This window comes from Devosia sp. T2-14 (assembly GCF_055397495.1).
In genome coordinates this window covers 2,626,348-2,650,303 of record NZ_AP027921.1, presented here as the reverse complement: position 1 = coordinate 2,650,303, position 23,956 = coordinate 2,626,348, and the positions used below count along the sequence as shown (strand labels likewise).

22 protein-coding genes and 1 tRNA gene are annotated in these 23,956 nt (G+C 63.6%); 15 read left to right on the top strand and 8 right to left on the bottom strand.

What is annotated here, in order from left to right:
- Positions 1-20: 20 nt before the first annotated feature.
- Positions 21-1,283, bottom strand: a complete 1,263-nt coding sequence (locus tag ACZ5WT_RS12895; protein ID WP_464287208.1) for a hemolysin family protein — start codon at positions 1,281-1,283, stop codon at positions 21-23.
- Positions 1,284-1,486: 203 nt separating this feature from the next.
- Between ACZ5WT_RS12895 and ACZ5WT_RS12890 the strand changes: the two genes are divergently transcribed.
- The 3 genes from ACZ5WT_RS12890 to ACZ5WT_RS12880 all read left to right on the top strand — a co-directional run bounded on the left by ACZ5WT_RS12890 (position 1,487) and on the right by ACZ5WT_RS12880 (position 3,782).
- A complete protein-coding gene (locus ACZ5WT_RS12890) occupies positions 1,487-1,924 on the top strand; it encodes an MAPEG family protein (RefSeq protein WP_464284194.1) in 438 nt (145 codons plus the stop codon).
- Entirely contained in the window at positions 1,925-3,217 is a 1,293-nt protein-coding gene (locus ACZ5WT_RS12885; protein WP_464284193.1) for an RsmB/NOP family class I SAM-dependent RNA methyltransferase, read from the top strand.
- Between the two features lie 79 nt (positions 3,218-3,296).
- Positions 3,297-3,782 (top strand): TspO/MBR family protein, encoded by a 486-nt coding sequence (locus ACZ5WT_RS12880; RefSeq protein ID WP_464284192.1) that lies wholly within the window; start codon positions 3,297-3,299, stop codon positions 3,780-3,782.
- On the opposite strand, the gene ACZ5WT_RS12875 is transcribed toward ACZ5WT_RS12880, so the two are convergent.
- Positions 3,705-4,967 (bottom strand): acyltransferase family protein, encoded by a 1,263-nt coding sequence (locus ACZ5WT_RS12875; RefSeq protein ID WP_464284191.1) that lies wholly within the window; start codon positions 4,965-4,967, stop codon positions 3,705-3,707. The genes ACZ5WT_RS12880 and ACZ5WT_RS12875 overlap by 78 nt on opposite strands.
- A gap of 134 nt (positions 4,968-5,101) precedes the next feature.
- On the opposite strand from ACZ5WT_RS12875, the gene guaA reads away from it, so the two are divergent.
- From guaA to der, 3 genes are all read left to right on the top strand, one after another.
- Complete coding sequence (gene guaA / locus ACZ5WT_RS12870) at positions 5,102-6,673, top strand: glutamine-hydrolyzing GMP synthase (protein ID WP_464284190.1); 1,572 nt, start codon at positions 5,102-5,104, stop codon at positions 6,671-6,673.
- Positions 6,674-6,802: 129 nt separating this feature from the next.
- Positions 6,803-7,585, top strand: coding sequence for a tetratricopeptide repeat protein (locus ACZ5WT_RS12865; RefSeq protein WP_464284189.1), 783 nt, complete (start codon positions 6,803-6,805; stop codon positions 7,583-7,585).
- A gap of 39 nt (positions 7,586-7,624) precedes the next feature.
- Complete coding sequence (gene der / locus ACZ5WT_RS12860; protein ID WP_464284188.1) at positions 7,625-9,076, top strand: ribosome biogenesis GTPase Der; 1,452 nt, start codon at positions 7,625-7,627, stop codon at positions 9,074-9,076.
- Positions 9,077-9,674: 598 nt separating this feature from the next.
- Here der and guaB read toward each other — a convergent pair.
- Positions 9,675-11,177, bottom strand: a complete 1,503-nt coding sequence (guaB, locus tag ACZ5WT_RS12855) for an IMP dehydrogenase (RefSeq protein WP_464284187.1) — start codon at positions 11,175-11,177, stop codon at positions 9,675-9,677.
- A gap of 414 nt (positions 11,178-11,591) precedes the next feature.
- Here guaB and ACZ5WT_RS12850 point away from each other — a divergent pair, with 414 nt between their 5' ends.
- Positions 11,592-12,941, top strand: coding sequence for an MFS transporter (locus tag ACZ5WT_RS12850; protein ID WP_464287207.1), 1,350 nt, complete (start codon positions 11,592-11,594; stop codon positions 12,939-12,941).
- 105 nt (positions 12,942-13,046) lie between these two features.
- Here ACZ5WT_RS12850 and ACZ5WT_RS12845 read toward each other — a convergent pair whose 3' ends face one another.
- Both ACZ5WT_RS12845 and ACZ5WT_RS12840 read right to left on the bottom strand, forming a co-directional pair.
- Entirely contained in the window at positions 13,047-13,787 is a 741-nt protein-coding gene (locus ACZ5WT_RS12845; protein ID WP_464284186.1) for an RlmE family RNA methyltransferase, read from the bottom strand.
- On the bottom strand, positions 13,777-14,961 hold the full coding sequence (locus ACZ5WT_RS12840; RefSeq protein WP_464284185.1) for a Ppx/GppA phosphatase family protein: 1,185 nt from the start codon (positions 14,959-14,961) through the stop codon (positions 13,777-13,779). Before ACZ5WT_RS12840 ends, ACZ5WT_RS12845 begins: the two co-directional genes overlap by 11 nt.
- A 259-nt stretch (positions 14,962-15,220) precedes the next feature.
- Here ACZ5WT_RS12840 and ACZ5WT_RS12835 point away from each other — a divergent pair.
- The 3 genes from ACZ5WT_RS12835 to ACZ5WT_RS12825 all read left to right on the top strand — a co-directional run bounded on the left by ACZ5WT_RS12835 (position 15,221) and on the right by ACZ5WT_RS12825 (position 16,745).
- Positions 15,221-15,294, top strand: a tRNA-Gln gene (locus ACZ5WT_RS12835).
- 252 nt (positions 15,295-15,546) lie between these two features.
- Positions 15,547-16,122: a putative immunity protein gene (locus tag ACZ5WT_RS12830; RefSeq protein WP_464284184.1), complete on the top strand. Its 576-nt coding sequence runs from the start codon at positions 15,547-15,549 to the stop codon at positions 16,120-16,122.
- An 83-nt stretch (positions 16,123-16,205) separates the two neighbouring features.
- Positions 16,206-16,745: a peptidylprolyl isomerase gene (locus ACZ5WT_RS12825; protein WP_464284183.1), complete on the top strand. Its 540-nt coding sequence runs from the start codon at positions 16,206-16,208 to the stop codon at positions 16,743-16,745.
- Between the two features lie 99 nt (positions 16,746-16,844).
- Here the strand turns inward: ACZ5WT_RS12825 and ACZ5WT_RS12820 are convergent, their stop codons facing one another.
- From ACZ5WT_RS12820 to ACZ5WT_RS12810, 3 genes are all read right to left on the bottom strand, one after another.
- Positions 16,845-17,345, bottom strand: a complete 501-nt coding sequence (locus ACZ5WT_RS12820; protein ID WP_464284182.1) for an SRPBCC family protein — start codon at positions 17,343-17,345, stop codon at positions 16,845-16,847.
- A complete protein-coding gene (locus ACZ5WT_RS12815) occupies positions 17,335-17,688 on the bottom strand; it encodes an ArsR/SmtB family transcription factor (protein WP_464284181.1) in 354 nt (117 codons plus the stop codon). Before ACZ5WT_RS12815 ends, ACZ5WT_RS12820 begins: the two co-directional genes overlap by 11 nt.
- A gap of 140 nt (positions 17,689-17,828) precedes the next feature.
- Positions 17,829-19,274 (bottom strand): xylulokinase, encoded by a 1,446-nt coding sequence (locus ACZ5WT_RS12810; protein WP_464284180.1) that lies wholly within the window; start codon positions 19,272-19,274, stop codon positions 17,829-17,831.
- A 114-nt stretch (positions 19,275-19,388) separates the two neighbouring features.
- Between ACZ5WT_RS12810 and ACZ5WT_RS12805 the strand changes: the two genes are divergently transcribed.
- The 5 genes from ACZ5WT_RS12805 to ACZ5WT_RS12785 all read left to right on the top strand — a co-directional run bounded on the left by ACZ5WT_RS12805 (position 19,389) and on the right by ACZ5WT_RS12785 (position 23,873).
- Positions 19,389-20,330, top strand: coding sequence for a substrate-binding domain-containing protein (locus ACZ5WT_RS12805; protein WP_464284179.1), 942 nt, complete (start codon positions 19,389-19,391; stop codon positions 20,328-20,330).
- A gap of 49 nt (positions 20,331-20,379) precedes the next feature.
- Positions 20,380-21,891: a sugar ABC transporter ATP-binding protein gene (locus ACZ5WT_RS12800; protein WP_464284178.1), complete on the top strand. Its 1,512-nt coding sequence runs from the start codon at positions 20,380-20,382 to the stop codon at positions 21,889-21,891.
- A gap of 4 nt (positions 21,892-21,895) precedes the next feature.
- A complete protein-coding gene (locus ACZ5WT_RS12795) occupies positions 21,896-22,858 on the top strand; it encodes an ABC transporter permease (RefSeq protein WP_464284177.1) in 963 nt (320 codons plus the stop codon).
- A gap of 51 nt (positions 22,859-22,909) precedes the next feature.
- A complete protein-coding gene (locus ACZ5WT_RS12790; protein WP_464284176.1) occupies positions 22,910-23,086 on the top strand; it encodes a hypothetical protein in 177 nt (58 codons plus the stop codon).
- 100 nt (positions 23,087-23,186) lie between these two features.
- Positions 23,187-23,873 carry a L,D-transpeptidase gene (locus tag ACZ5WT_RS12785; protein ID WP_464284175.1) on the top strand — a complete coding sequence of 229 codons (687 nt, stop codon included), beginning with the start codon at positions 23,187-23,189 and terminating at the stop codon, positions 23,871-23,873.
- Positions 23,874-23,956: the final 83 nt, after the last annotated feature.

Sequence of the window (23,956 nt, the reverse complement as noted above, 5' to 3'; positions counted from 1 at the left end):
TGCCCCTGATCACGCGTTACTTAATCGAGCTTGGTCATCAGTACTTTGTCGATGCGGCGGCCATCGAGGTCCATGATCTCGAATTTCCAGCCGTTGTGCTCGAATGTCTCGCCCACCTTGGGCAGGCGGTTGATGATCGAGAGGACGTAGCCGGCAACGGTTTCATACTTGCCATCGCGCTGGATGGTCAGCTTCAGCTTGTCGCCGAACTCATCGACCGGCATCCAGCCGGCAACGAGATAGGAACCGTCTTCGCGGCGCACCAGTGCCGGGTCGTCGCCCGTCTCTTCCTGGAAGACACCGGTGATGACTTCGAGAATGTCGCCCGAGGTCACGATGCCTTCAAAGTGGCCGTATTCGTCCACCACCAGCGCCATGTGCACTGTCGAGTTGCGGATGGCGCGGACCACGTCGAGCGCGTCTGCGTGATCCATCACCACCGGAACCGGCTGGACGAATTTGCGGATATCCAGCGGCTGGCCGTTGGCGAAGACACCGATGATGTCTTTGATCGCTACCACGCCGATGATGGAGTCGGCATCGCCATCCTGCACCAGCAGGCGCGAGCGGTGAGTATCGAGGATGGTCCGGCGGATTTCATCGCCGTCATCGGAGAGGTCCACAACGTCGACGTCGAGACGCGGCGTCATCAGGCCACGCGCGGAGCGGTCGGCCAGGCGCATGACGCCCGAGATCATCGAGTGCTCATCGCTCTCGATTACGCCCGCCGTCGTGGCTTCGGCGATGATGGTTTTGACTTCTTCTTCCGTCACCCTCTCCTCGGATTCCCCTGCCTGCCCCAGGAGGCGCAGCACGAGCTTGCCGGAGATATCGAGGACCCACACGACTGGCGAACCGATGGTTGCGAGCATTTTCATGGGGCCGGCCACGCGGGATGCCACAGCCTCGGCATCGCGCAGGGCGATCTGCTTGGGAACGAGTTCGCCGATGATCAGCGAGATATAGGTGATTAGGACCACCACGCCGCCAACGCCCAAAACGCTCGCGGCGTTTTCGTTGAGGCCGACGCTGGCCAGCCATTCGCTCAGGCGGGCGCCGAGCGTGGCGCCAGAGAAGGCGCCGGACAGCACACCCACCAGGGTAATGCCAATTTGAACAGAGGACAGGAATTTGCCGGGATCATCCGCCAGTTGAATGGCGGTCGCGGCTCCCTTGTTACCTTGCTCTGCCATGCCCCTCAGGCGGGCTGGACGAGCGGACACGACTGCCAGTTCCGACATTGCCAACAAGCCGTTGACGATGGTCAGGACGACGACGATCAAGATTTCTACGAACAAGGTCTTTTCATGTGGATGCGGCCCCGCTCTCAGCATCGGGTCGCTTTTGCCGGCACAATATAGGGGTAAACGGAGCGTTTACGCCATGGGTGTGGACAAAATGTCGTAACAGTTTCTGCGCGCACGATTTTTGGGTGTGGCGCGTTCAAATCTCGCGTTTAATCTCTGCAATACTCAGGAGGTTAGCGGTGCCGTTCGTCGACAAAATGCTGATCCTTGCCATCGCTGCGCAAGTATTGCTGACCCTGGGAATTCTGATCCTGATGGGATTTGAGCGCGTCCCGCGCGTCGTCAGCGGGGAGATTGCGGTCAAGGAAATCGCGGTCGAGCGAACGGCCTGGCCGCTGCGGGCGCGGCTACTTTCCAACAATTTCGACAATCAGTTTCAGTTGCCAGTGCTGTTCTATGTGGCCGTGCTGATCGCCCTGTGGAGTGGCGGCGCCGGGTGGGTGGAACTGGTGCTGGCATGGCTGTTCGTGGCAATGCGCTACGCCCATGCGGGCATTCATGTGAGCTCCAACCGCGTCTATCGCCGGTTCGGCGCCTATGTCTCAGGCCTTGTGGTGCTTGCCCTTCTGTGGGTATGGCTCGTGGTACGCCTTGTCATCCTAGCCCCGAGTATCTGAATGCGCCTTCCCGGTCGCCTGTCCGCCGCCATTGCCGTCCTGACCGATGTGGAGACCCGCAAGCGCCCGGTTTCGGAAGCGCTCAAGGCCTGGGGGCTCAACAATCGCTTCGCAGGTGCCGGCGACCGCGCCGCTATCGGCAACCTGGTCTATGACGCGCTGCGCCGCCGCGCCTCCCATGCCGCGCTGATGGGTACCGATAGCCCGCGCGCACTGGTGCTTGCCGTTGCGATGCGTGACTGGAACGAGGACCCGGCGGCGCTCAACGACAGTTTTGCGGCCGACAGCCATGCGCCCGAGCCGATGACCGACGAGGAAATGGCGCGCGCCATCGGCCAGTTGCCCGACGACACTCCCGGCTGGGTCATGGCCGACCTGCCGGAATGGCTGTCGCCCTCCCTGCAGCGCGCCTTTGACGAGAACTGGATCGCTGAAGGCATGGATATGGCCGGTCGGCCCTCGCTGGACCTGCGCACCAACACGCTCAAGTCGAGCCGCGACCGAGTGATGAAGTCGCTGGCCCGCTTCAACCCTGTCGAGACGGCCATTTCGCCGATCGGCATCACCATGCCGGCCGGCAACCGCGACGCCCGCACGCCCAACGTCACCACTGACGAGGGCTATCTCAAGGGCTGGTTCGAGGTGCAGGACCAGGGCAGCCAGATCGTGGCGGCCTTGGCCGGCGCCGTGCCGGGCGAACAGGTGCTGGATCTCTGCGCCGGTGCGGGCGGCAAGACGCTGGCTCTGGCTGCCGCTATGGCCAACAAGGGCCAGATCTTTGCCTATGACAGCGACCGCGCTCGCCTCGCGCCGATCTATGATCGGTTGAAGCGCAACGGCGCCCGCAATGTGCAGGTGCGCTCGCCCCAGCCCGAGGCGCTGGACGACCTCGTGGGCAAGATGGATCGCGTGGTGATCGACGCGCCCTGCACCGGCACGGGCACCTGGCGCCGCCGCCCCGACACCAAGTGGAAGCTGACGCCGGAACTGCTGAGCCAGCGCATGGGCGAGCAGGCGGCCATTTTGCAGGACGGCCAACGCTATCTGAAGCCGGGCGGCACGCTGGTCTATATCACCTGCTCGATCCTGCCCGAGGAGAACGATGATCAGGTCGCCGCCTTCCGCGCCGCGAACCCCGATTTTGTGTCGGTTGCGCCCGAGCAATTGTGGAGCGCCGCCTTTGGCACCACCCTGCCCCCCGAGCTTGCAACGCGGCAATCCGGCATTGCCCTGACCCCGCGCCTGACCGACACGGATGGCTTTTATCTCAACGCCCTGCGGCGTTCTGCATAACCATCACGCCATAGTTGAACCACATTGAAGATGGCGCGTTGCACCAACAGCGCCATCTCTTTTTTTGTGAGCTCAATCCATGACCATGCCTTCCCTCGCCGACTACAAGACACCCCGCCCATGGCTCACGCTTGGCGTGTTTCTGGTGGTCGTCATTGGCGTTGGCGGGCTGCTCGGCACCATTTCCACACCAGACGCCTGGTATGCAGGTCTCGCCAAGCCCTGGTTCAATCCACCCAACTGGATTTTCGGGCCGGTCTGGCTGGCGCTCTACGTCCTGATCGCAATCGCCGGCTGGCGCATCTGGATGATCGAGGCGCGCAGCGTGCCCATGGTCCTGTGGGGCCTGCAGATGGCACTGAACTGGGCCTGGTCGCCGGTCTGGTTCACCGCCCACGCGCCATGGACCGCATTTGCGATTATCGCAGCGATGCTGGTGCTGATCCTCGCCTTCATCTGGCAGGCGAGACGGCTCGACACCGTCGCCTCATGGCTGTTCGTGCCCTACGCGCTGTGGGTGGCCTTTGCCAGCGCGCTGAACCTGTCCATTGCCCTGATGAACTGATCGCGGAGCCTCAAGGCCTCGCGCCCAGGCCATTACCGGCGCCTCCAGCCGGCGATAGGACTGCGCAGCGATCACAATGGTGAGACCGGTGACGACGGCCGACGCGACGACGAAGCGCGTGGGGTCGCCAAGGCCGCCCTGGTTCAGGTCCGGTCCCCACGCAAGTCGGACGAGCTCCAGCACCAGGTAGTGCCAGACATAGATGCCGAACGAGATGCGGGCGAGATAGGCGGTTACGGGGTTGTCGAGCAGGCGGCCCAGCAGCACGCTCGAAGGCGCCGTGGCGAGTACCGTTCCGATCAGCAGATGGAATAGCGGGAACTGGTAGGGCACCCGAAGCCAGCCGTAGAATTCCCCGCCACCCTGAAGCCCCATGGCCCAGACCAGCGCGGCCGAACCGAGCAAGGCGAGCACAGCCATCGCGTCGAACCCGATCGAGCGCAGCTTTGCCAGCTTCACCTGTATCCCGCCGGCTAACGCGCCGGTGGCGAACATGGCGAAAAATCCGAACGGGTTGAACCAGGGCATCCAGGTCTTGGCGCCGCCCTGCAGGCCGAACCGCCATCCGAGGCGGTTGGTGTCGACCTGCACGGTGTTGATGAATATCCAATGCGCCAGCAGCGCCGCCGCGATCACGCCCAGCCAGGCGATCCGCGCGGAGATTCCACGCGGCGCGAACCGGAACAGGGCAAGGAAGCCCAGCGGCAGCAGCGCATAGGACGTCACCTCGAAGCCGATGGACCAGAGGGGGCCATTGATTTCAACAGGGAACAACGTGGTCCAGTGCCAGTCGCTGACCAGCAGCATGCCGGAAATATAGCGCAGCCAGAGCCAGCTATCGGGCTCGAAGCCGACGATGATGCTGGCGATGAAGGTCACAGTCAGCGCAACCCAATAGCCAGGCACGATGCGTGCGGCACGGCGCAGCGCATAAATGCGCAGCGACGGCATCGATTTACCGGCGTCCAAGGCCTGCCAGAAGGGGCGCGACAGCAGGAACCCGCTCAGCACAAAGAACATTGCCACGCCGAACCCGCCGACGCTGTTGAACACCCGCGCCAGCTCGGTTGCGCCCAATTCACTTCTGGAGTCTATGCGTTGCGCCAGGTGATGGAACAGCACGATGAAGCAGGCGCTGGCGCGAATGAAATCGGCGCCATGCAGGCGCGACTGATCGTTGGTCATGCTGATCCCCCCGAGGCGCACGGTTTTCCGCGTCTGCCTGCGGTGATAGTGCTGCCACTCCTGATGGCGCAGTGCAATCCTGTCCTGCGTGGGAGAAGCTTGCGGAATCTTCGCCCGGGCGGTATGGCCTCGCCATGCAAAGCCCAGACACCGCCGCCCGCCCGCAATCGATCCTCATCGTCGACTTCGGTTCGCAAGTCACTCAGCTGATTGCGCGTCGTATTCGCGAGACCGGTGTCTATTGCGAAATCCACCCATTCCAGAGTGCTGGCGCGGCCCTTGCGGCCATGCAGCCAAGCGGCATCGTGCTGTCGGGCGGCCCCGCCTCGACGCTCGATGAGAACGCTCCCACGATCGATCCGGCGATCCTCGCGGCCAACCTGCCGATCCTGGGCATCTGCTATGGCCAGCAGGCTCTGTGCATGGCGCTGGGCGGCAAGGTGGAAGCCGGGCACCATCGCGAATTCGGCCGCGCCGAGGTGAAGGTCGAGAAGCCCGCCGCGCTGTTTGATGGCGTCTGGGAGCTCGGCTCCGAGCATCAGGTGTGGATGAGCCACGGCGACCGCGTCGTTGCCCTGCCAGAAGGCTTCGAGGTCGTCGGCACCTCGGCCAACGCGCCCTTCGCCATGATCGCCAACGAAGCCCGCCGCATCTGGGCCGTGCAGTTCCACCCAGAAGTGGTGCACACCCCCGACGGCGCCAAGCTCTACGCGAACTTCGTGCACAATATCTGCGGCATCGAATCCAACTGGACGATGGCGGCCTACCGCCAAAAGATGATCGAGAAGATCCGCGCCCAGGTCGGCACCGGCAAGGTGATCTGCGGCCTTTCGGGCGGCGTCGATTCCTCGGTTGCGGCCGTGCTGATCCACGAAGCGATCGGCGACCAACTGACCTGTATCTATGTCGACCACGGTCTGATGCGCCTCAACGAGAGCGAGCAGGTCGTGACGATGTTCCGCGACCAGTACAATATCCCGCTGGTGCATGTGGATGCGTCCGAAGTGTTCCTGCGTGAACTCGACGGCCAGTCTGATCCCGAGACCAAGCGCAAGATCATCGGCCGCCTGTTCATCGAGACCTTCGAAGCCGAAGCCAAGAAGCTTGGTGGCGCACAGTTCCTGGCACAGGGCACGCTCTATCCGGACGTCATCGAGTCGGTGTCGTTCACTGGCGGGCCCTCAGTCACCATCAAGAGCCACCACAATGTGGGCGGCCTGCCCGAGCGCATGAACATGCAGCTCGTGGAGCCGCTGCGCGAACTGTTCAAGGACGAAGTGCGTGTGCTGGGCCGCGAGCTGGGCCTGCCCGAGAGCTTTATCGGTCGCCACCCCTTCCCCGGCCCGGGCCTGGCCATCCGCTGCCCCGGCGGCATTACCCCCGAGAAGCTGGACATCCTGCGCCGCGCCGATGCGATCTATCTCGATGAGATCCGCAAGTCGGGCCAGTATGACAAGATCTGGCAGGCCTTTGCCGTGCTGCTGCCGGTGCAGACCGTTGGCGTCATGGGCGACGGCCGCACGTATGAGTTTGTCTGCGCCCTGCGTGCCGTGACGTCGGTGGATGGCATGACCGCCGACTTCTACCAGTTCGACATGAACTTCCTTGGCAAGACGGCGACCCGCATCATCAATGAAGTGCGCGGCATCAACCGCGTGGTCTATGACGTGACGAGCAAGCCGCCCGGCACGATCGAGTGGGAATGATCTAGCGACCGACGTTCCCAGCGATACAATCGAATGGCGCGTGCGGTCCGGTGACGTCCGGGCCGCATTTGCATTCCCCCGGCAGCATGCTAAACGTGCGCCCAATTCACCAGTGACCTTAGGCAGACCATGTCCCAGGACAATATTTTCCGCGAAGTCGACGAGGAGCTGCGCAGCGACCGGATGCGCGCCCTGTGGCGTCGCTTCGCACCCTATGTGCTTGGCGCTGCCGTTGGCGTAGTGGCGCTCGTCGCCGTCAATGAAGGCTGGACCTGGTATCATTCGACCAATGCCGCGCAGTCGTCCGACGAGCTTTACAAGGCATTCGACGAGATCGAGGGCGGTGACCTGGCTGCTGCGCAGACCCAGCTCGACACGCTGATCGCCAACGGCTCGGGCAGCTACCCGACGCTGGCGCAGTACCGCAAGGCGGGCGTGCTGGCACAGGAAGGCAAGACTGCCGAGGCCGTCGCCGCCTATGACGCGCTGGCCAACAGCCAGTCGAACACCCGCCTGCGTGAACTCGCGCTGGTGCTGGGCGGTACGCTGATGATCGATACCGGCTCGCTCGCCGATGTCGAATCGCGGGTTGGCACCATTGCCGTCGACGGCAATCCGTTCCGCAACGCGGCGCGCGAAGCACTCGGCCTCGCCCAGTACAAGGCCGGCGACTACGCTGCGGCACAGGCAAGCTTCGAGGCCGTTATCAACGACCCGATGACCCAGAGCACCGTGCGCAACCGCATGGGCTACTACCTGGCTCAGCTGCTCTCGCAGGGCGCGATTTCGGGCGAACCCGAACCGGGCGCCGATGCTGCCGCCGCTGCCATCGAGAACACCCTCAGCGAGGAAGCGCCTGCTGCCGCGGACGCCCCTGCTGCCACCACCGAAGCAGTGCCGGCCGCGCAGTAAGCGGCCGCCTGACCTGACGCCAGATCGGAATCGATACGTATGACCGTCACCGTAGCCATTGTCGGTCGTCCGAATGTGGGTAAGTCCACGTTGTTCAACCGGCTCGTTGGGCGCAAGATTGCCCTTGTGGACGACACGCCCGGCGTGACCCGTGACCGCCGCGAAGCCGAGGGCCGCATTGCGGACCTGACGTTCCGCATTCTCGACACTGCAGGCTATGAGGACGTCACCGACGGCAGCCTCGAGGATCGCATGCGCCAGCAGACCGAGCTGGCCATCCGGGAAGCCGACGTCATCCTGTTCATGATCGACGCCCGCGCCGGTGTTGTGCCGCTGGACCAGCGTTTTGCGCAAGTTCTGCGCAAGGCCGGCAAGGATGTGCATCTGGTCGGCAACAAGGCCGAGAGCGGCGCCGCCGAGGCCGGGCTGGTCGAAGCGTTCAAGCTGGGCTTTGGCGAAGCCATTGCCCTTTCCGCCGAGCATGGCCTGGGCCTTTCCGAGCTCTATTCGATCGTCTCTGCCACTATCGACCGCAAGGCGGCCGAGAGCGAGGAGATGGAAGTCGGCGATCTCGACGAGATGCCCGAAGTCGATGTCTCGATCACAGAAGACATGCTCGAGGGCGAAGGCGACGAGGCAACGCTGCGCTGGAACCCCAAGCGCTACCTCAACGTAGCCATTGTCGGCCGTCCGAACGCCGGCAAGTCGACGCTGATCAACCGAATGGTTGGTGAGGAGCGCGTTCTGGTTGGCCCCGAGGCCGGCATTACCCGCGACAGCATCCTGGTGCCGTGGGAATGGGAAGGCCGCGTGATCAACCTGGTTGATACCGCCGGTATCCGCCGCCGTTCGCGCGTCACAGAGAAGCTCGAGAAGCTGGCCGTGGGAGACAGCCTGCGCTCGATCCAGTATGCCGAAGTCGTCGTGCTGATGCTCGATGCCACTATTCCTTTCGAGAAGCAGGACCTGGCGCTGGCCGACCTCGTGGAGCGCGAAGGCCGCGCCCTCGTGATCGCGGTCAACAAGTGGGACCTGGTCGAGGACAAGAATGCCGCGCTGGCGCACCTTCGGGAGGCCTGCGAGCGCCTGCTGCCGCAGCTGCGCGGTGTGCCGCTGGTGACCCTTTCGGGCCTGACCGGCAAGAATATCGACAAGCTGATGGACGCCATCTTCGCCATCGAGCGCAGCTGGAATTCACACGTGTCGACCGCCCGCCTCAACCGCTGGCTGGCGGGCATGATCGAGAGCCATCCGCCTCCGGCAGTGTCCGGGCGCCGCCTCAAGCTGCGCTACATGACCCAGGCCAAGACCAGGCCGCCGAGCTTCATCCTGTTCGCATCGCGCCCCGAGGCACTGCCGATGGCCTATCAGCGTTACCTGATCAACGGGCTGCGCGAGGCCTTCAACATCAAGGGCACGCCTATCCGTCTGTGGGTTCGTGGCGGCAGCGCCAACCCCTACGACGACAAGACCAAGCGCCGGATGGGATAGCAAAATCTGACCAGACTTTCATTGCCGGGCCTCGTCCCGGCAATGTCGTTTTTGCGCATGGCGTTACGCCGTCCGGCGATGCCGCACGGTTGCACAAGATCCAGCGTTGCATGCGGCGAGACGTGCCTCATGGAGAGTGGGAAAAGTGAGGCAAAGCCTCGCCGCATGCGCTGGGATTTCTGGTGGGCGGACTATCTGGTGAGGCGTGCCCCACCTTCCGCGGACCCACAGGGTTTACGAACATCCCCCGCTCCCAACAGCCATCTCACAGCCGGTTCGCGCGACCCGCTGGTGTCGTGAGACAGTGGGGAGATGATGCCACCAGTTCTTTGGGCGGGGATAAGCAGGATAAGGGGAAGCGCAGAGCCCTCGGGGCGAGCCTGAGGGTGACCGCCGGTGGGTGTGGGCGCGGGACGCACTACGCGCACGGCGTCGTCCCGGCCTTGAGCCGGGATCCATCCTGAGATGGGTGGGCGCACGCACGACCTTGCGGTGGTGTGGAATCTCGGGATGGGCCCCGGCTCAAGGCCGGGGTGACACCGAGTGTGGGGAAATGCCCCGGCCCTCCCCCCGATCAGGAAGGAAGGCCGCGCCCGCCTTAGCGGCCGCTGCGGTAGTTGGGGGCTTCGCGAGTGATGGTCACGTCATGGACGTGGCTTTCGGCCAGGGCGGCGCCGGAGATCTTCACGAAGACGGAGTTGTCTCGGAAGTCCTTGAGGTTGTGGGCCCCGGTATAGCCCATGGAGGCACGGAGGCCGCCAGCGAGCTGGTGCAGCACGGCGCCGGCAGCGCCCTTGTAGGGCACCTGGCCTTCAATGCCTTCGGGGACCAGCTTCATCTGATCGCGCACATCCTGCTGGAAGTAGCGATCGGCCGAACCCGAACCCATGGCGCCGACGGAGCCCATGCCGCGATACGACTTATAGGAGCGGCCCTGATAGAGGTAGACTTCGCCGGGGCTTTCGTCGGTGCCGGCCAGGAGCGAGCCGACCATGACGCAGGATGCGCCACCGGCCAGGGCCTTGGCCATGTCGCCCGAGAACTTGATGCCGCCATCGGCGATGACCGGAACGCCATGACGGGCGCCTTCCTCGGCGCAGGCCATGACGGCCGCGAGCTGGGGAACGCCAACACCGGCGACGATGCGGGTGGTGCAGATGGAACCGGGGCCAATGCCGACCTTGATCGAATCCGCGCCGGCGCCAATGAGCGCCTTGGTGGCTTCGGCGGTAGCGACGTTTCCGGCGACAATGCGGGTGGAATTGGACTCGCGCTTGACGCGCTCGACAGCCTCGGCAACGCGCACGGAGTGGCCGTGGGCGGTGTCGATGACCAGAAGGTCCACGCCGGCTTCGATGAGCTGCATGGAGCGCTCGAAACCCTGATCGCCCACCGTGGAGGCGGCGGCAACGCGCAGGCGCCCCTGCTCGTCCTTGACGGCGTTCGGATTGAGCTGGGCCTTTTCAATATCCTTGACGGTGATCAAGCCGGTGCAGCGGTAGTCGGCATCGACCACCAGCAGCTTTTCGATGCGGTGCTTGTGCAGGAGAACCTTGGCTTCGTCCTTGGACACGCCATCGCGGACGGTGACGAGGTTTTCGTGCGTCATCAATTCGCGGATCGGCTGAGCCGGGTGGGAGGCAAAACGCACGTCGCGGTGGGTCACGATGCCGACCAGCTTGCCGATGGAGCGGCCGCCCTTGCCGCCATTCTCGACCACCGGAATGCCCGAAATGCGGTTGATCTGCATCAGCGAGAGCGCATCCGCCAGGGTTGCGTCGGGGCCGATGGTGATCGGATTGACCACCATGCCGGATTCAAAGGACTTCACCTGACGGACCTGTTCGGCCTGCTCTTCAGCGGTGAGGTTCTTGTGAATGACGCCCAGACCACCGGCCTGCGCCATGGCAATGGCCATCGCGCTCTCGGTGACCGTATCCATGGCCGAGGAAATGATCGGAAGGTTCAGCGCTATGTCTTTGGTGACATAGGTAGAAATGTCGGTTTCGGTGGGAAGAATATCGGAGCGCGCTGGCTGGAGCAGCACGTCATCGAACGTCAGAGCCGCATCGCCGGTGATGGTGGTAATAATCTTCGCCAAGGCCAGACCTTTCCTGCCTTCTGATGCAATCAGAAATGTTGGAGTGTGAACCGGACGACGCAATCGGCGGGTTCAGGTTGGCGAGGGTACTTAGCACCGGGCCGCCAACTTGCATAGGGGCCGCAACGCAAAGGCGACCTTCGCGAAAATGCATAGCTGGGCGTGCGCGCTCAGTGCCACGTCCTCTTGGTTCGAGGCTAGCGAAGTGCTCGCACCGCACTATGAGGCCTTTTAGAGCGCGGCCATCCCGGTAAGCCATTGCAAGGCACGTCGAATTACGGAGGCTACAGGCCCTTCCCCCTCCCTGCACAGGCGTCCATAGTGTCGCACGCAGCGTTTGCGGCCCCTTTTTGATTCACCTGGTCTGTTTCAGTGATCCGCGTCACTCCCCTCATCCTTGCGGTTGCCCTGTTCATGGAACAGATGGATTCGACCGTCATTGCCACGTCGCTGCCCGCCATCGCGGCCGACATCGGGACGGAGCCGATTGCCCTGAAACTGGCGCTGACGGCCTATTTCGTGGCGCTGGCGATCTTCATTCCAATCAGCGGATGGATGGCCGACCGGTTCGGCGCCACCAAGGTGTTCCGGCTGGCCATCCTGGTGTTCATGCTGGGATCGCTGGCCTGCTCGTTTTCCTTCTCGCTCGAGACCTTCGTGGTCTCGCGATTCTTCCAGGGAATCGGCAGCTCGATGATGACGCCGCTGGCGCGCCTGCTGCTGGTGCGCTCAACGCCCCGCAACGAGCTGGTTTCGGCCATGGCCTGGCTGACGGTCCCTGCCCTGATTGGCCCGCTGACCGGGCCGCTGATCGGCGGTTTTCTGACCACCTATCTCAGCTGGCACTGGATCTTCTGGATCAATATCCCGATCGGGATCATCGGCATCGCCTGCGCCACGATTTTCCTGAAGGTGCCGGACGCCCGCAATCCCCGGCCGATCGACCTGCCGGGGTTCGTCCTGCTTGGGGTGACGTTCTCGGGTATCGTGTTTGGACTGTCGGTCGTGAGCCTGCCGGCGCTGCCGATCTATTACGGCTACGGTGCCATCGCGATCGGCGTCATCGGCGGGCTGCTCTATCTGGCGCACGCGCGCCGCGCATCTTACCCCCTGCTCGATCCGCGGCTGCTGCGGCACCGGATATTCCGGTCAGCCATTCTTGCCGGATCGATGTTCCGCATTGGCGTCGGAGCCTCGCCCTTCCTCCTGCCGCTGATGCTGCAGCTGGGCTTCGGGCTCAACCCGTTCCAATCGGGCGCGGTGACGTTCATCTCCGCCTTTGGCGCTATTGCCAGCAAGTTCATCGCCGAGCAGGTCTATGCCCGGTTCGGATTTCCACGGGTGCTCAGCATCGTTTCGGTGGCTGCGGGGCTACTGCTGTGCTCCCAGGGGCTGTTCAACATCGATACGCCAGTACCCTTGATGATGGGCGTGCTGCTGTTCAGCGGCGTACTGCGCTCGATCCTGTTCACCGGCACCAATGCCATGGGTTATGCCGACGTTTCCAACGAGGAGGCCAGCCAGGCCACCGCAATGGTGGCGGTGTTCCAGCAGCTCAGCATTGCGCTTGGCGTAGCCATGGCCGGCGCCATCCTCGAGATCAGCCCCATGCTGCGTGGCGGCGAGCTGGGCCTGCCGGACTTCCAGATCGCGTTCTTCGTGGTGGGCGGACTCAGCTGCCTGTCCGCACTGGTCTATCTTCGGCTGCCGCCCGATGCGGGAATTCTGGTATCTGGGCATCGGGTGAAGGGGGGCGAGGAGTGAATGCCACGCCTTCGTGGCTCGGGCCCCTCACTCCCTCGTTACCCTCGGGCCTGACCCGAGGGTATTAAGCTTGGCCGGCAGACGTCTACCGGCCAGTGGCCTATCCTATTCCTCGTCGCCGTCTTCCGGCATTTCATCATCCGCGCGACCCTTGAAGCCCTTGGCGATCAGATAGGCTTCGGCCGAATCCGAGCGGCTGGACGGCGGCTTGGCGTGGAAGGTGGTCTTGAAGTGGCGCTTGAGCATGTGCAGCAGCTCATGCTCGGTGCCGCCCTGGAACACCTTGGCGACGAAGCTGCCGCCCGGCGCCAGAACGTCGATGGCAAAATCGGCGGCGATCTCGATCAGCTGCACAATGCGCAGGTGATCGGTGGGGCGATGGCCGGTGGTGGGCCAGGCCATGTCACTCATCACCAGGTCGGCCTTCTTGCCACCCATGGCTTCGATTAGCATGGCGGGCGCATCGTCCTCGGTGAAATCCTTCTGCAGCAGGATGACGCCGGGAATCGGATCCATTTCGAGATAGTCGATGCCCACGATCAGCGGATTGATCTCGGTCGAGCCGGTGGCGGCGGCCGCAACCTGCGACCAGCCACCGGGCGCGGCGCCCAGATCGACGACGCGCATGCCCTTGCGGAAGAGCTTATGCTTCTCGTCCATTTCCTTGATCTTGAAGGCGGCACGCGAGCGATAGCCCGCGGCGCGAGCCCGCGCGACGTAGGGGTCGTTGAGCTGGCGTTCGAGCCACTTGGTGGAACTCACCTTGCGGCCCTTGGCCGACTTCACCCGAATCTTCAGGTCTTTTTCTGACTTACGGCCACCCGTGCCGAGGGCTTTATCCACCATTGCTGTTCCTTCGGGGATAGCGCGACGCGCGGTTGTGGGCGCGATCCGCGTCCATAAGGGAAATCAGGATGCCTTCGCGCAGGCCCCGATCGGCCACGCGAACGCGTTCGGTCGGCCATTCGCGGCGAATCGCCTCGAAAATGGCACAGCCGGGCAGCACCAGATCGGCGCGGTCACGGCCAATGCAGGGGTGTGCGACGCGCCGATCAAACGGCATGCCCAGCAGCACCTTCATCGTATCATCAACTTCGGCCCGCTTCATCCACAGACCGTCGACCTTCTGGCGCTCATAGCGCTCGAGGCCAAGATGCAGCCCGGCCAGCGTCGTCACCGTGCCCGAAGTGCCGATCAGGTGCACCGGGAAATTGGCGATCATCTGGCGCAGCTTTTCGCGGCCGCGAAACTGGCGCAGGTGCTCGGACACATGGTTCACCATGGCCTCGAACACCGCCGGAGTCACATCGACTCCACCGAATTTCTCGGCAATCGACACCACGCCCACCGGCAGCGACTGCCAGGAGCGGATGGAGGCCGACATGCGCCCCTGCGCCTTTGGCCGCCCACCGCGGAAATCAAGCCAGGCCAGCTCCGACGAGCCGCCGCCGATATCGAACATCAGCGCGCCCTGGGCCGCGCCCTCGATCAGGTCGGCACAACCGATCACGGCCAGTTCGGCCTCGGTGCGGCGATCGACGATTTCGAGCTCTATTCCCAGTTCCTGCTTCACGCGCGCGAGGAAGGCCGGGCCATTCTCTGCGGCTCGGCAGGCCTCGGTGGCGATCAGACGCGCACGAGTCGGCTGGTGTTCACGCAGCTTGTTCCGGCACTGGCGCAGCGCCTCCATGGTGCGTTCCATGGCAGCATCGCTCAGGCGGCCGGTGACGGAGACCCCCTCGCCCAGCCGGACGATTCGCGTAAAGCCATCGAGAACGCGGAAACCGTGTTCGTGCGGGCGGGCAATGAGAAGGCGGCAATTATTGGTGCCAAGATCAAGGGCCGCGTAGATGGGCCCCCGGTGGCGGCGCGGACTGGTGGCGGCTGGCGTCCGCGTGTCCGCTGCGGGCGGCGGCGATTTTGCCCCTGCCCTCCCCATTGGTCCCTGACCAGATGGAGCACGGATCGCCGGCTCGTCAGGCGACGAGAGCACGGCGGCGGACCGATCGGAATCGGTCACTGAAGTCTCCTGTCGTGCGCGGTCGCTGAGCCGGACCAGCCGGTCGCGCCCGAGCGCACTGTTTATTGCGTGTCATTTGGGAAGGTAGTGCATGGGGGAGATGAGCGCAATGGCGGGCTCACTTGTGCACTGCATGACAGATAATCGGATTATCTCATTGAGGCGCTTGCAATCCGTTTCGGCATTGTCTAGACAGTGCCCGCGCCGGACGGTTATCACCGCTTCGCCGCCCCACCCGGCGAACGCCAGGTGCCCTTGCTGGGGAATAGTTCAACGGTAGAACAGCGGACTCTGACTCCGTCAATCTTGGTTCGAATCCAGGTTCCCCAGCCAATCTTCATAACGCAAAATCAACAGCTTAGATTTCACGGCGACTCTTGATAGTTGCCCTCATGTTACGCTTCATGCGGCAACGGCAATATCTTGGTTTTTCGGAATTTTCCTTATAGCCCGGTAAATCCGTGCAACATGGACTGCGGCAAAGTTGTCATTGCCCCTTCGGGGCAGGCAATCTGGGTTGGACAGCCCAGCACGATAACCAGTCGAAAGCACACTTCTTCAATCCTAGCCCAACGGATAGCGACCATGAAAAGGTCTGCACAGACGCTAAGCGAATCCGATCGGCGTTTGGTGGCTGAATGGGCCGCCGCGTGTGCCGGGCGGGTCTTATGGATCGTCGAGGCCGAAAGCCCCGACGATGACCGCCCTCGTAACGCAATCGCGCGGACGCGGGCCTTCGCACGGGGAGAATTGAACACCGCATCGGAAATACGCCGCCGGTTTGGCGGCGGCAGCGCAGCTCGCGATGCAAAGACGCTGGCGGCAGTTGCCGCAGCGAGAGCGGCGGGCCAGGCTTCGGCGGTTTGTCACATGGGGGCGCATGCGCTTGGAGCAGCTGCATTTGCCGTAAAAACGGCCAGCCTGGCTGCCCAAAATCAAGTGGAAGCCGCCGACGCCGAGATCAGGTGGCAACTGGAATGTATGACGGAAGACGTGCGAGCCGCGCTTCTGCAACTTCCGCCGGTCGGGGAGCATCGGTCAGGTCCGCTGGGTCCTGGCCTGCTGGCGTCAGGGCAGACAGGGGCGATCATTCGTCAACTTCAGGTCCGTCTAGCTGACCCTGCCGTCAAAACAAGTGACGCCATCAATGGCAGCCGTTAAGAAGCAACTAGCTGGCGGACGACCGAAATGGGGGGCGGTTGCCGTCGATCGCGCACCAGACTCAAAACCAAGCGTAGAACAACATGCCATCATCATCTCCCCTCCCCAAGGTCGTCATTTCCACACCCCTGGGTGACATGACTGCCGTCATCGACGTGAACAGCGCCCCAATCACTGCAGCCAATTTCCTGGCCTATGTGGATCAGGGCCTGTTTGAGGGCACGAACATCTTTCGCATCGTGGCCGATCGCAACCAAGCCGATACCCTCCCGGCCAAGATCGACGTGGTGCAGCTCGGACACCGCATGCAGGGTACGACATACCCCACGCCCCTGCCCGCCATCGCGCATGAACCCACCAGTAAGACCGGCCTGCGCCATCGCGACGGCACGTTGTCCATGGCGCGGTACGCCCCGGGCACCGCTTCGTCGAGCTTTTCCATTTGCCTGGGTGACCAGCCGGAGATGGACGAGGGCGGCAGGCGACAGCCGGACGGCCATGGCTTTGCCGCCTTTGGATGGATCGTAGAAGGGATGGACGTTGCGCGGGCGCTGCATGCCAAGGCCGAGGACACTGACATGCTGAGCCAGCCTATTCCGCTCCTCGACGTGCGCCGCGCCTAGACACAATCCCGGGCACACCGGACCAACGTTGCGGCCGCGACACTGATGTCGCGGTCGCGCATTTTTAGACCCCGGTGCGCCGCGAGGGCCGCTGGTACGTCACTCCTCGCCGCCCAGCGTCAGTAGCAGTTCGGCCAGTTGGTCGAACTGTTCGGGGGCGCCTTCCATGCCGCCCAGGGATGCGTCGAGGGCTTGCTTGGTGGGGTAGAGTTCGGAGAAGGTCAGGTGCGTTTTGCCGTTATCTTCGACGAAGGTGACGGTGGAGATGGCGCCGTTCTCTTCTTCTTCGTTGGTCCAGACGATCCGCGAGGGTGGCACCACTTCGATATATTTGCCGAAGAAGGACCAAGTGTTTTCGGCGTCCTTGCCGAATTCGAGGCGGTAGGTGCCGCCGGTGCGCACGTCCATTTCACAGGAGCGCAGCGGGATGCCGATGGATTTGGGCACCCACCAGCGGGCGAAAAGTTCGGCATTGGACCAGGCCTCGAAGACCACCCGGGCCGGCGCATTGAAGGTGCGGGTCGACGCGATCTCGCGGTCGGATATGCGTTTCACCGTGGTGCGGCTCTCGGCCGATCCGCCATCTTGCCTATCGTTCATCACTCTTCTCCTTGAGTTTGAGTTCTTCGACGATCCCTTCGAGCCGGTCGAACCGGGCATCCCAAAGCTGGCGATACTGCTCAATCCACTCGGTTTCCTGCTCGAGACGGCTGAGGCCGAGCCGGCAAGTGCGCACCCGACCTATTTTCTTGGTGGTCACCAGCCCCGCCTGTTCGAGCACGCTGATGTGCTTTTTCATGCCCGTCAGGGTCATGTTGAACGTCTCGGCCAGATCGCTGATCGAGGCATCGGCACGCCCGAGTTGCTGGAGCACACCACGCCGGGTGGCGTCCGAAAGGGCGGCAAAGGACGTATCAAAACGGGCATGCTGAAACTGAACCATGCAGTTCAGTATATAGCAGTGCGGGCGTCATGCAAGAGGCGGCGAACGATCGGAGGGCGCGCCACTGCGAACGAATTAAGATGCTATTGGCAGTGACTTACGAGGAATTCGGACGGACCTAAGACCCCAAGCCGCTAGCCTCAAAAACCGGCATTGAACGGGCGCAGGCCCTGATAGAGGTCCATGAACTTGCCGAGGCGGTCGGCATAATAGCCCGCCTTGCCGCTATCGGGTTCGAAGGTGCGATCGTAACGCACGAGGCGGCGGACGACATCGGCGAGAGGCGCCGTTGCGTCGTGGGATCGTCCGGCGAGGATCGCCGCGCCCAGTGCAGCGGATTCGCGCGCGACGCAGCGGCGGAGAGGCTTTCCGAGCACGTCGGCCCGGATCTGGCACCACAAATCCGAATTGGCACCGCCGCCGCCGATATTGATGATCTCCGGATCTACGGCAGTCGACAGTTTGAGGGCGTCGAAGGCCAGGCGAACCGACAGGGCCACCCCCTCCAGCACCCCCCTGGCCATTTCGGCGGCGCCCGAAGTTGGATCAAGACGGGCAAAGGTGCCGCGCGAGGCGCTATCCCAGAGCGGCGCCCGTTCGCCCTGCAGGTGGGGCAGGAATAACGGAATGCTGCCGCTGGCATTCATGGCGAGCGCGGCGGTTTCCGCTGGCGAGCGGCCCAGCACGTGCGCGAACCAACCCAGAGCGGCGCCGCCGGTCTGTGTTGGCGCGGCGTGCATGACAATCCCCTCATAGGCAGGGAACAGCACAACGCCTGGCGTGGGGACAATGGTGGACGAGACAATGCCGGCCACTTCGCTGGTGCCGCTCTGATACATGGCGTCGCCGTTTTCGACGACGCCCACGCCGAACATACCTCCCCAGGCATCCATCGCCCCCACGACGACAGGCGTTCCAGCACAAGGCAGGCCCGCGCGGACGCGCCCCGCAACAGTGGTGAAGCTTGCCAGCGGCGGCAGCAGCTCGGCGGCGCGCGGAACCACGGCCAGCAGGTCCGCAACATAGCCCTTGGCATCGACGAGACCGACCGCCGAGATCGGATCGCTCATCACCGCGCCGGTCAATTGCAGCACGCAATAATCCTTGGGCAGCAGGACATGGCGGGTTTTGGCATAGAGATCGGGCGCAGTGCGGCGGATATGGGCCATGCGCGACAGAGCGTGGCTGGCATCAATCGGGATCGGCGCCCCGAACCAGGCGGTCTTCTGCGCTTGACTGATCTGGGTTTCCAGCATGGCGGCATCGGGCGCCGAGCGGCCGTCCTGCCAGACAATGGCGGGCAGCAGCGGCGCGCCATTGGCGTCGACAAAGACATGGGTATTGACCTGGCTGCAGATGCCGATGGCCTGCAGGCCCGAAAGATCATGCTCCGCGGCAAAGCCAGAAAGCGCGCCCAGGACGCCTGCCATCCAGTCCGCGGGGTCCTGCTCGGCATAGCCCGGTTGGGGGCGGCTGGTTGGATGCGGGTGGACGAAGCCAGCGAGTTTTTCGCCGTGTTCATCGACCAGAACGGCTTTGGTCGCCGTGGTCCCAACATCGATCCCGATCAGGGTGATTTTTGCCAAGTCCGCGCTCCCAAAGTCTCTGGCCGAGTCTCAACCTCTCCCATATGGTGCCAAACGGAAAAAGAAAACCAGTGGCAGGCTTTAGGGCCCGCGGCCTGGAAGGGGGACGACCAAATGACACGACAGAATCAGACCATTCGCGCGCTTCTCGCTGGCACCGCCCTTGTGGCCGCCGGCCTCACCGCGCAGGGCGCCGCTGCCCAATCCAAGATCGCGGTGATTACGCCGTATCTCTCCCAGCCCGGCACCCAATTCTACGTCGAGGCCTTCCAGGCCGCAGCGGAAGGCAAGGACTGGACGGTCAATGTCGTCGACACCGCTGGCGACGTCGCCGCCGTCATCAGCCGTATCGAGGATATGGTGACGCAGAATGTCGACGCGATCGTCATCAACGTCGACCCGACCCAGATCGCGGCGGGCCTGCAGGCCGCCAAGGATGCCGGCATCCCGGTGGTTGGCATGGACTCGGGCAGTGATCCGCTGCTGGTGACCAACATCACCTCCAACGGCTATGCGATGGCCGCCGAAACCTCGACCTATGTTGCCGACCGCATCAATGGCGAAGGCAATGTGGTGATGTTCGTGTTCGAGGCCTTCCCGCCCGTGCAGGTTCGTGGCGTCGTGGCCGATGCCGTGTTCGGCAATTACCCCGACATCAAGGTGATCGACCACGTCACCCCTGACGTCTCTGACGGCGGCATCGCCGATTCCCGCGCCAAGATGGAGGCGATCCTTGCCGCCAATCCCGAGCCGGGCAGCATCAAGGCGGTCTGGGCTGCGTGGGACCAGCCGGCCCTGGGCGCCCTGCAAGCCATCGAGGCCGCCGGGCGTGAAGGCGAAGGCATCGTCATCACCGGCATCGACGCCAATCCGCAGGCGCGCGAAGTCATCGCCACCGGTGGCAGTTTCGAAGCCAGCGTCGCCCAGGACTTCAAGGGCATCGGCACGGCCGCGGCTGATGTCGTCACCCGCCTCCTGGCTGGTGAGGAGATCAAGCAGAGCGTGATCTATGTGCCCACCAAGCTGGTGACCGCAGCCAACGCAATGGCCGAATAGACCTGACCGACCACAGCCGGCGGGTTCGCCCGCCGGCATGGATTTCTTGATGACCCTGCTTTCCCTCAAAGACGTGACCAAGGCCTATGGCGGGGTCCCTGCCCTCAAAGGCGTCGATCTCGACATTGCGCCAGGAGAAATCCACGCGCTGATGGGCGAGAATGGCGCGGGCAAGTCGACGCTGATCAAGATCCTGGCCGGGGTCGTCGCGCCCGATCAGGCCAGCATCACGCTCGATGGCACCCCCATCCAGATCGCCAGCCCAGCGCAGGCACATCGGTTAGGCTTCCGCTTCATTCATCAGGAATTCAACGTGGTCCCGGCGCTTTCAGTCGCCGAGAACATCTTCATGGGGCGGCACTATCCGCGCCGGGGGGGGCTGTTCATCGATTGGCGCGAGCTTAACCTGGCCGCACGGCAGACCCTGCTCAAGCTGGGGATCGATCACATCGACCCTGCCCAATCGCTGGGCTCGCTGTCGCTGGGCGACCAGATGCTGGTTCGCATTTCCAGCGCCTTCATCAGCGACGATGGCAGGCCCGCCCGGCTCTACGTGCTCGACGAGCCGACGGCCGCGCTCAACCGCAGCGAATCCGAACGCCTCTTTGCCGTGCTGCGCGAACTGCGCGCCGATGGCGCTTCGGTGCTCTACGTATCGCACCGGCTCGATGAGGTCATGGACATTTGCGACATGGCCACGGTGATGCGCGATGGGCGCAGCATTGATACCGGCAAGATTGCCGACATCACCCATGACGACCTCGTCAACCTGATGATCGGGCGCAAGGTCGAGGAAGCCTATCCACCCGTGCTCGCCGCGCCGCGCGCCGAGACCGTGCTGTCGGTGGAAGACCTAGCTACGCGGGGCGGCGGCACGATGTCGTTCGAGGTGCGGGCCGGCGAGGTGCTAGGCATTGCCGGGCTGGCCAATGCCGGTCAGCGGCAATTGCTGCGCACACTGTTTGGCGACCTGCCCAGCGCTGGCGGCACGATGATCCTTGCGGGCCAGACGTTCCGGCCGCGCAGCCCGGCCGATGCCTGGCGCGCCGGGATTGGCTACATTCCGCGTGAACGGCGCTCCGAGGGGCTCATCACCTCCCGCCCTATTTTCGAGAATACCACCCTGCCCCATCTCGCGGCCCAGAGCCGCTGGGGCGTCTGGCTGACGCCAGCGCGGGAAAAGCGCTTTGCCGCAGAACAGGGCGAAAGGGTTCGCTTGAAGTCCTCCGGGCCTGGCCAGCGGGTTCGCGAGCTCAGCGGCGGCAACCAGCAAAAGGTGGTCTTTGCCAAGGCGCTCGCCGGCAATCCGCGCCTGCTGCTGCTCGACGAGCCGACCCGCGGCGTCGATGTGGGCGCCAAGTTCGATATTTATTCCATCGTTCGCGCCATGGCGGCGCAGGGGCTCGGCGTCATCCTCGTCTCGTCCGACCTGCCCGAGCTGATCGGCATGGCCGACCGGATCGCCGTGATGCGCCACGGCGCTATTGCCGAAATCGTCGACGCCGCCGGTCTCGACGAAGAACGCCTCCTCAACCTCTGCTACGGCCGCGCCACAGGATAATTGCATGCTCACCATTCTGCGTCGCTACGGCACTCTCATCGGCTTTGCGGCAATCCTGCTGTTCTTCTGGATCAGCCTGCCCGACACGTTCATGACCGCTCGAAACTGGCTCAACATCTCCCAGCAGATGTCGATGCTGATCGTCGTTGCCTCGGGCATGACCATTGTCATGGTGATGGGTGATTTCGACTTGAGCGTCGGCTCCATGGCGAGTTTGGCCGGGATCGTCGCCGCCGTGCTGTTCACGTTCGACTATCCCATCTGGGCGGCAGTTTCGGTGGCCTTGCTGGTCGGTCTGGCAGGCGGGGCCATCAATGGGCTGCTCATCAGCTTCGTCGGCATCCTGCCTTTCGTGGCAACGCTGGCTACGCTCACCATGCTGTCCGGCGCGGCCTTTGTGGTCAGTGGCGGCAAGACCATTTCGGGGCGCGCCATTCCCGAGGATTTTGGCAATTTCGCGCGGGGCGGCATCGCGCTGGGAGACTGGGGCGGGGTCGCTGTCAGCGTGCCTAACCTGACGGTCCTGGCTCTGGTCGTGGTCGCGCTTGTCTGGGTTCTGCTGGAACAAACGTCGTTCGGTCGGCGTCTATATGCGATCGGCGGCAATATCGAGGCGGCCCATCTCAGCGGCGTGGCCGTGCGCAAGCTCAAGCTGATCGCCTTTGCGCTGACCGGCGGCAGCGCCGCGCTTGCCGGCATCATGTACGCGAGCCGCGTTGCGTCGGCCAACCCGACCCAGGGCAGCGGGCTCATGCTCAACGCCATCGCGGCGGTGTTCCTCGGCTCGACGCTCAGCGAGCATGGCGAACCGCGCCTGCTTTACACCATTGTCGGCGTGCTGGTTCTGGGCGTGCTCGACAATGGCCTGACCCAGCTCAGCGTGGACAGCTATGTCCGCCAGATTCTGGTCGGTGGCATCATCATCCTCGCCGTGTCGACCAGCTCATACACGAGGCGCCTCCGCTAACTGGCGCCACAAATAGGGCAGAGAATTACATGAGCAAGGATGGAGACACACATGGCTGAAGACAAACGCCATATCGAAAAGGTCCGCCTGGCCGGATGGACGGCGGGCGCCACCGAAAAGGACAAGAACACCAATCCACATCGCGGCAAAAAGAATGCCGATGAGGCGAACTGGGACGAAGCTTGGGAAAAGGGCTTTGCCGGAGAGGATTTCGACGTCTGGTCGTAACGGCCCGGCCGCCTCGCACTGACCGCTTGCCAATTGATCCATGTGGGACCAATCTCCACGGGCAGGACATCGAGTTGATCTCGCCCATGGGAGCCAGTTCATGATCGTAGATGGTGCCACCAGCGACGTTGATGAGGCCCAAACTGGACGCCTCAATCGCCGGACCTTCCTTGCGGGCACGGCCGCTCTCGGCGCCCTAGGGCTTGCAGGGTGCACGACAGCAGGCGGCGGCATCAGCCAGGCCGAGGCAGAGCGCATTTACGGCCCCCTCCCCAACGAACGCTTCCCCGTTCCCAGGGCCGATATCAGCAAGGTCAATCCGAAATATCTTCGGCAACGCGTGCGCTACGCCTCCAATGAGGCCGTCGGCACGATCATCATCGATCCCGGCCGCTACTATGTGTACCGCGTCGAGGGCGACGGCGAGGCGACTCGCTACGGTGCCAATGTCGGGCGGGCGGGCTTTCTGTGGAGCGGCAACGCCTATATCGGCCGCAAGGCAGAATGGCCGATCTGGACGCCGCCGCGGGAGATGATCTTGCGCCAGCCCGAAGCCGCGCCCTATGCCAACGGCATGGCGCCCGGGCTCAACAACCCATTGGGCGCGCGCACGCTCTATCTCTATCAGGACGGCCGCTACACGCTTTATACGATCTACAGCACCATCATGCCGGAGACGATCGGACGCGGCGTTTCCAGCGGCTGCGTCGGCCTTCTCACGCAGGACATGCTCCACCTCTACGATCGGACGCCGGTTAATACGAAGGTGATTGTCCTGAAGGCTTAGGCCTCCCACGCACCTAGGCTGGCCATCGCCTGGCCGACGGGCCTGCATCCACAGAACTGGACCGGTTTCAAAAAAGAATGGCA

What these genes read in the sequence shown, in the direction of transcription:
- ACZ5WT_RS12815 (WP_464284181.1), bottom strand. Translation starts at nt 17,688, where the DNA reads ATGGTTCAGTTTCAGCATGCCCGTTTTGATACGTCCTTTGCCGCCCTT.
- ACZ5WT_RS12795 (WP_464284177.1), top strand. Translation starts at nt 21,896, where the DNA reads ATGCTCACCATTCTGCGTCGCTACGGCACTCTCATCGGCTTTGCGGCA.
- ACZ5WT_RS12825 (WP_464284183.1), top strand. Translation starts at nt 16,206, where the DNA reads ATGCCATCATCATCTCCCCTCCCCAAGGTCGTCATTTCCACACCCCTG.
- ACZ5WT_RS12845 (WP_464284186.1), bottom strand. Translation starts at nt 13,787, where the DNA reads ATGGTGGATAAAGCCCTCGGCACGGGTGGCCGTAAGTCAGAAAAAGAC.
- ACZ5WT_RS12830 (WP_464284184.1), top strand. Translation starts at nt 15,547, where the DNA reads ATGAAAAGGTCTGCACAGACGCTAAGCGAATCCGATCGGCGTTTGGTG.
- guaA (WP_464284190.1), top strand. Translation starts at nt 5,102, where the DNA reads ATGCAAAGCCCAGACACCGCCGCCCGCCCGCAATCGATCCTCATCGTC.
- ACZ5WT_RS12865 (WP_464284189.1), top strand. Translation starts at nt 6,803, where the DNA reads ATGTCCCAGGACAATATTTTCCGCGAAGTCGACGAGGAGCTGCGCAGC.
- ACZ5WT_RS12790 (WP_464284176.1), top strand. Translation starts at nt 22,910, where the DNA reads ATGGCTGAAGACAAACGCCATATCGAAAAGGTCCGCCTGGCCGGATGG.
- ACZ5WT_RS12875 (WP_464284191.1), bottom strand. Translation starts at nt 4,967, where the DNA reads ATGACCAACGATCAGTCGCGCCTGCATGGCGCCGATTTCATTCGCGCC.
- ACZ5WT_RS12820 (WP_464284182.1), bottom strand. Translation starts at nt 17,345, where the DNA reads ATGAACGATAGGCAAGATGGCGGATCGGCCGAGAGCCGCACCACGGTG.
- ACZ5WT_RS12880 (WP_464284192.1), top strand. Translation starts at nt 3,297, where the DNA reads ATGACCATGCCTTCCCTCGCCGACTACAAGACACCCCGCCCATGGCTC.
- ACZ5WT_RS12850 (WP_464287207.1), top strand. Translation starts at nt 11,592, where the DNA reads ATGGAACAGATGGATTCGACCGTCATTGCCACGTCGCTGCCCGCCATC.
- ACZ5WT_RS12805 (WP_464284179.1), top strand. Translation starts at nt 19,389, where the DNA reads ATGACACGACAGAATCAGACCATTCGCGCGCTTCTCGCTGGCACCGCC.
- der (WP_464284188.1), top strand. Translation starts at nt 7,625, where the DNA reads ATGACCGTCACCGTAGCCATTGTCGGTCGTCCGAATGTGGGTAAGTCC.
- ACZ5WT_RS12785 (WP_464284175.1), top strand. Translation starts at nt 23,187, where the DNA reads ATGATCGTAGATGGTGCCACCAGCGACGTTGATGAGGCCCAAACTGGA.
- ACZ5WT_RS12800 (WP_464284178.1), top strand. Translation starts at nt 20,380, where the DNA reads ATGACCCTGCTTTCCCTCAAAGACGTGACCAAGGCCTATGGCGGGGTC.
- ACZ5WT_RS12885 (WP_464284193.1), top strand. Translation starts at nt 1,925, where the DNA reads ATGCGCCTTCCCGGTCGCCTGTCCGCCGCCATTGCCGTCCTGACCGAT.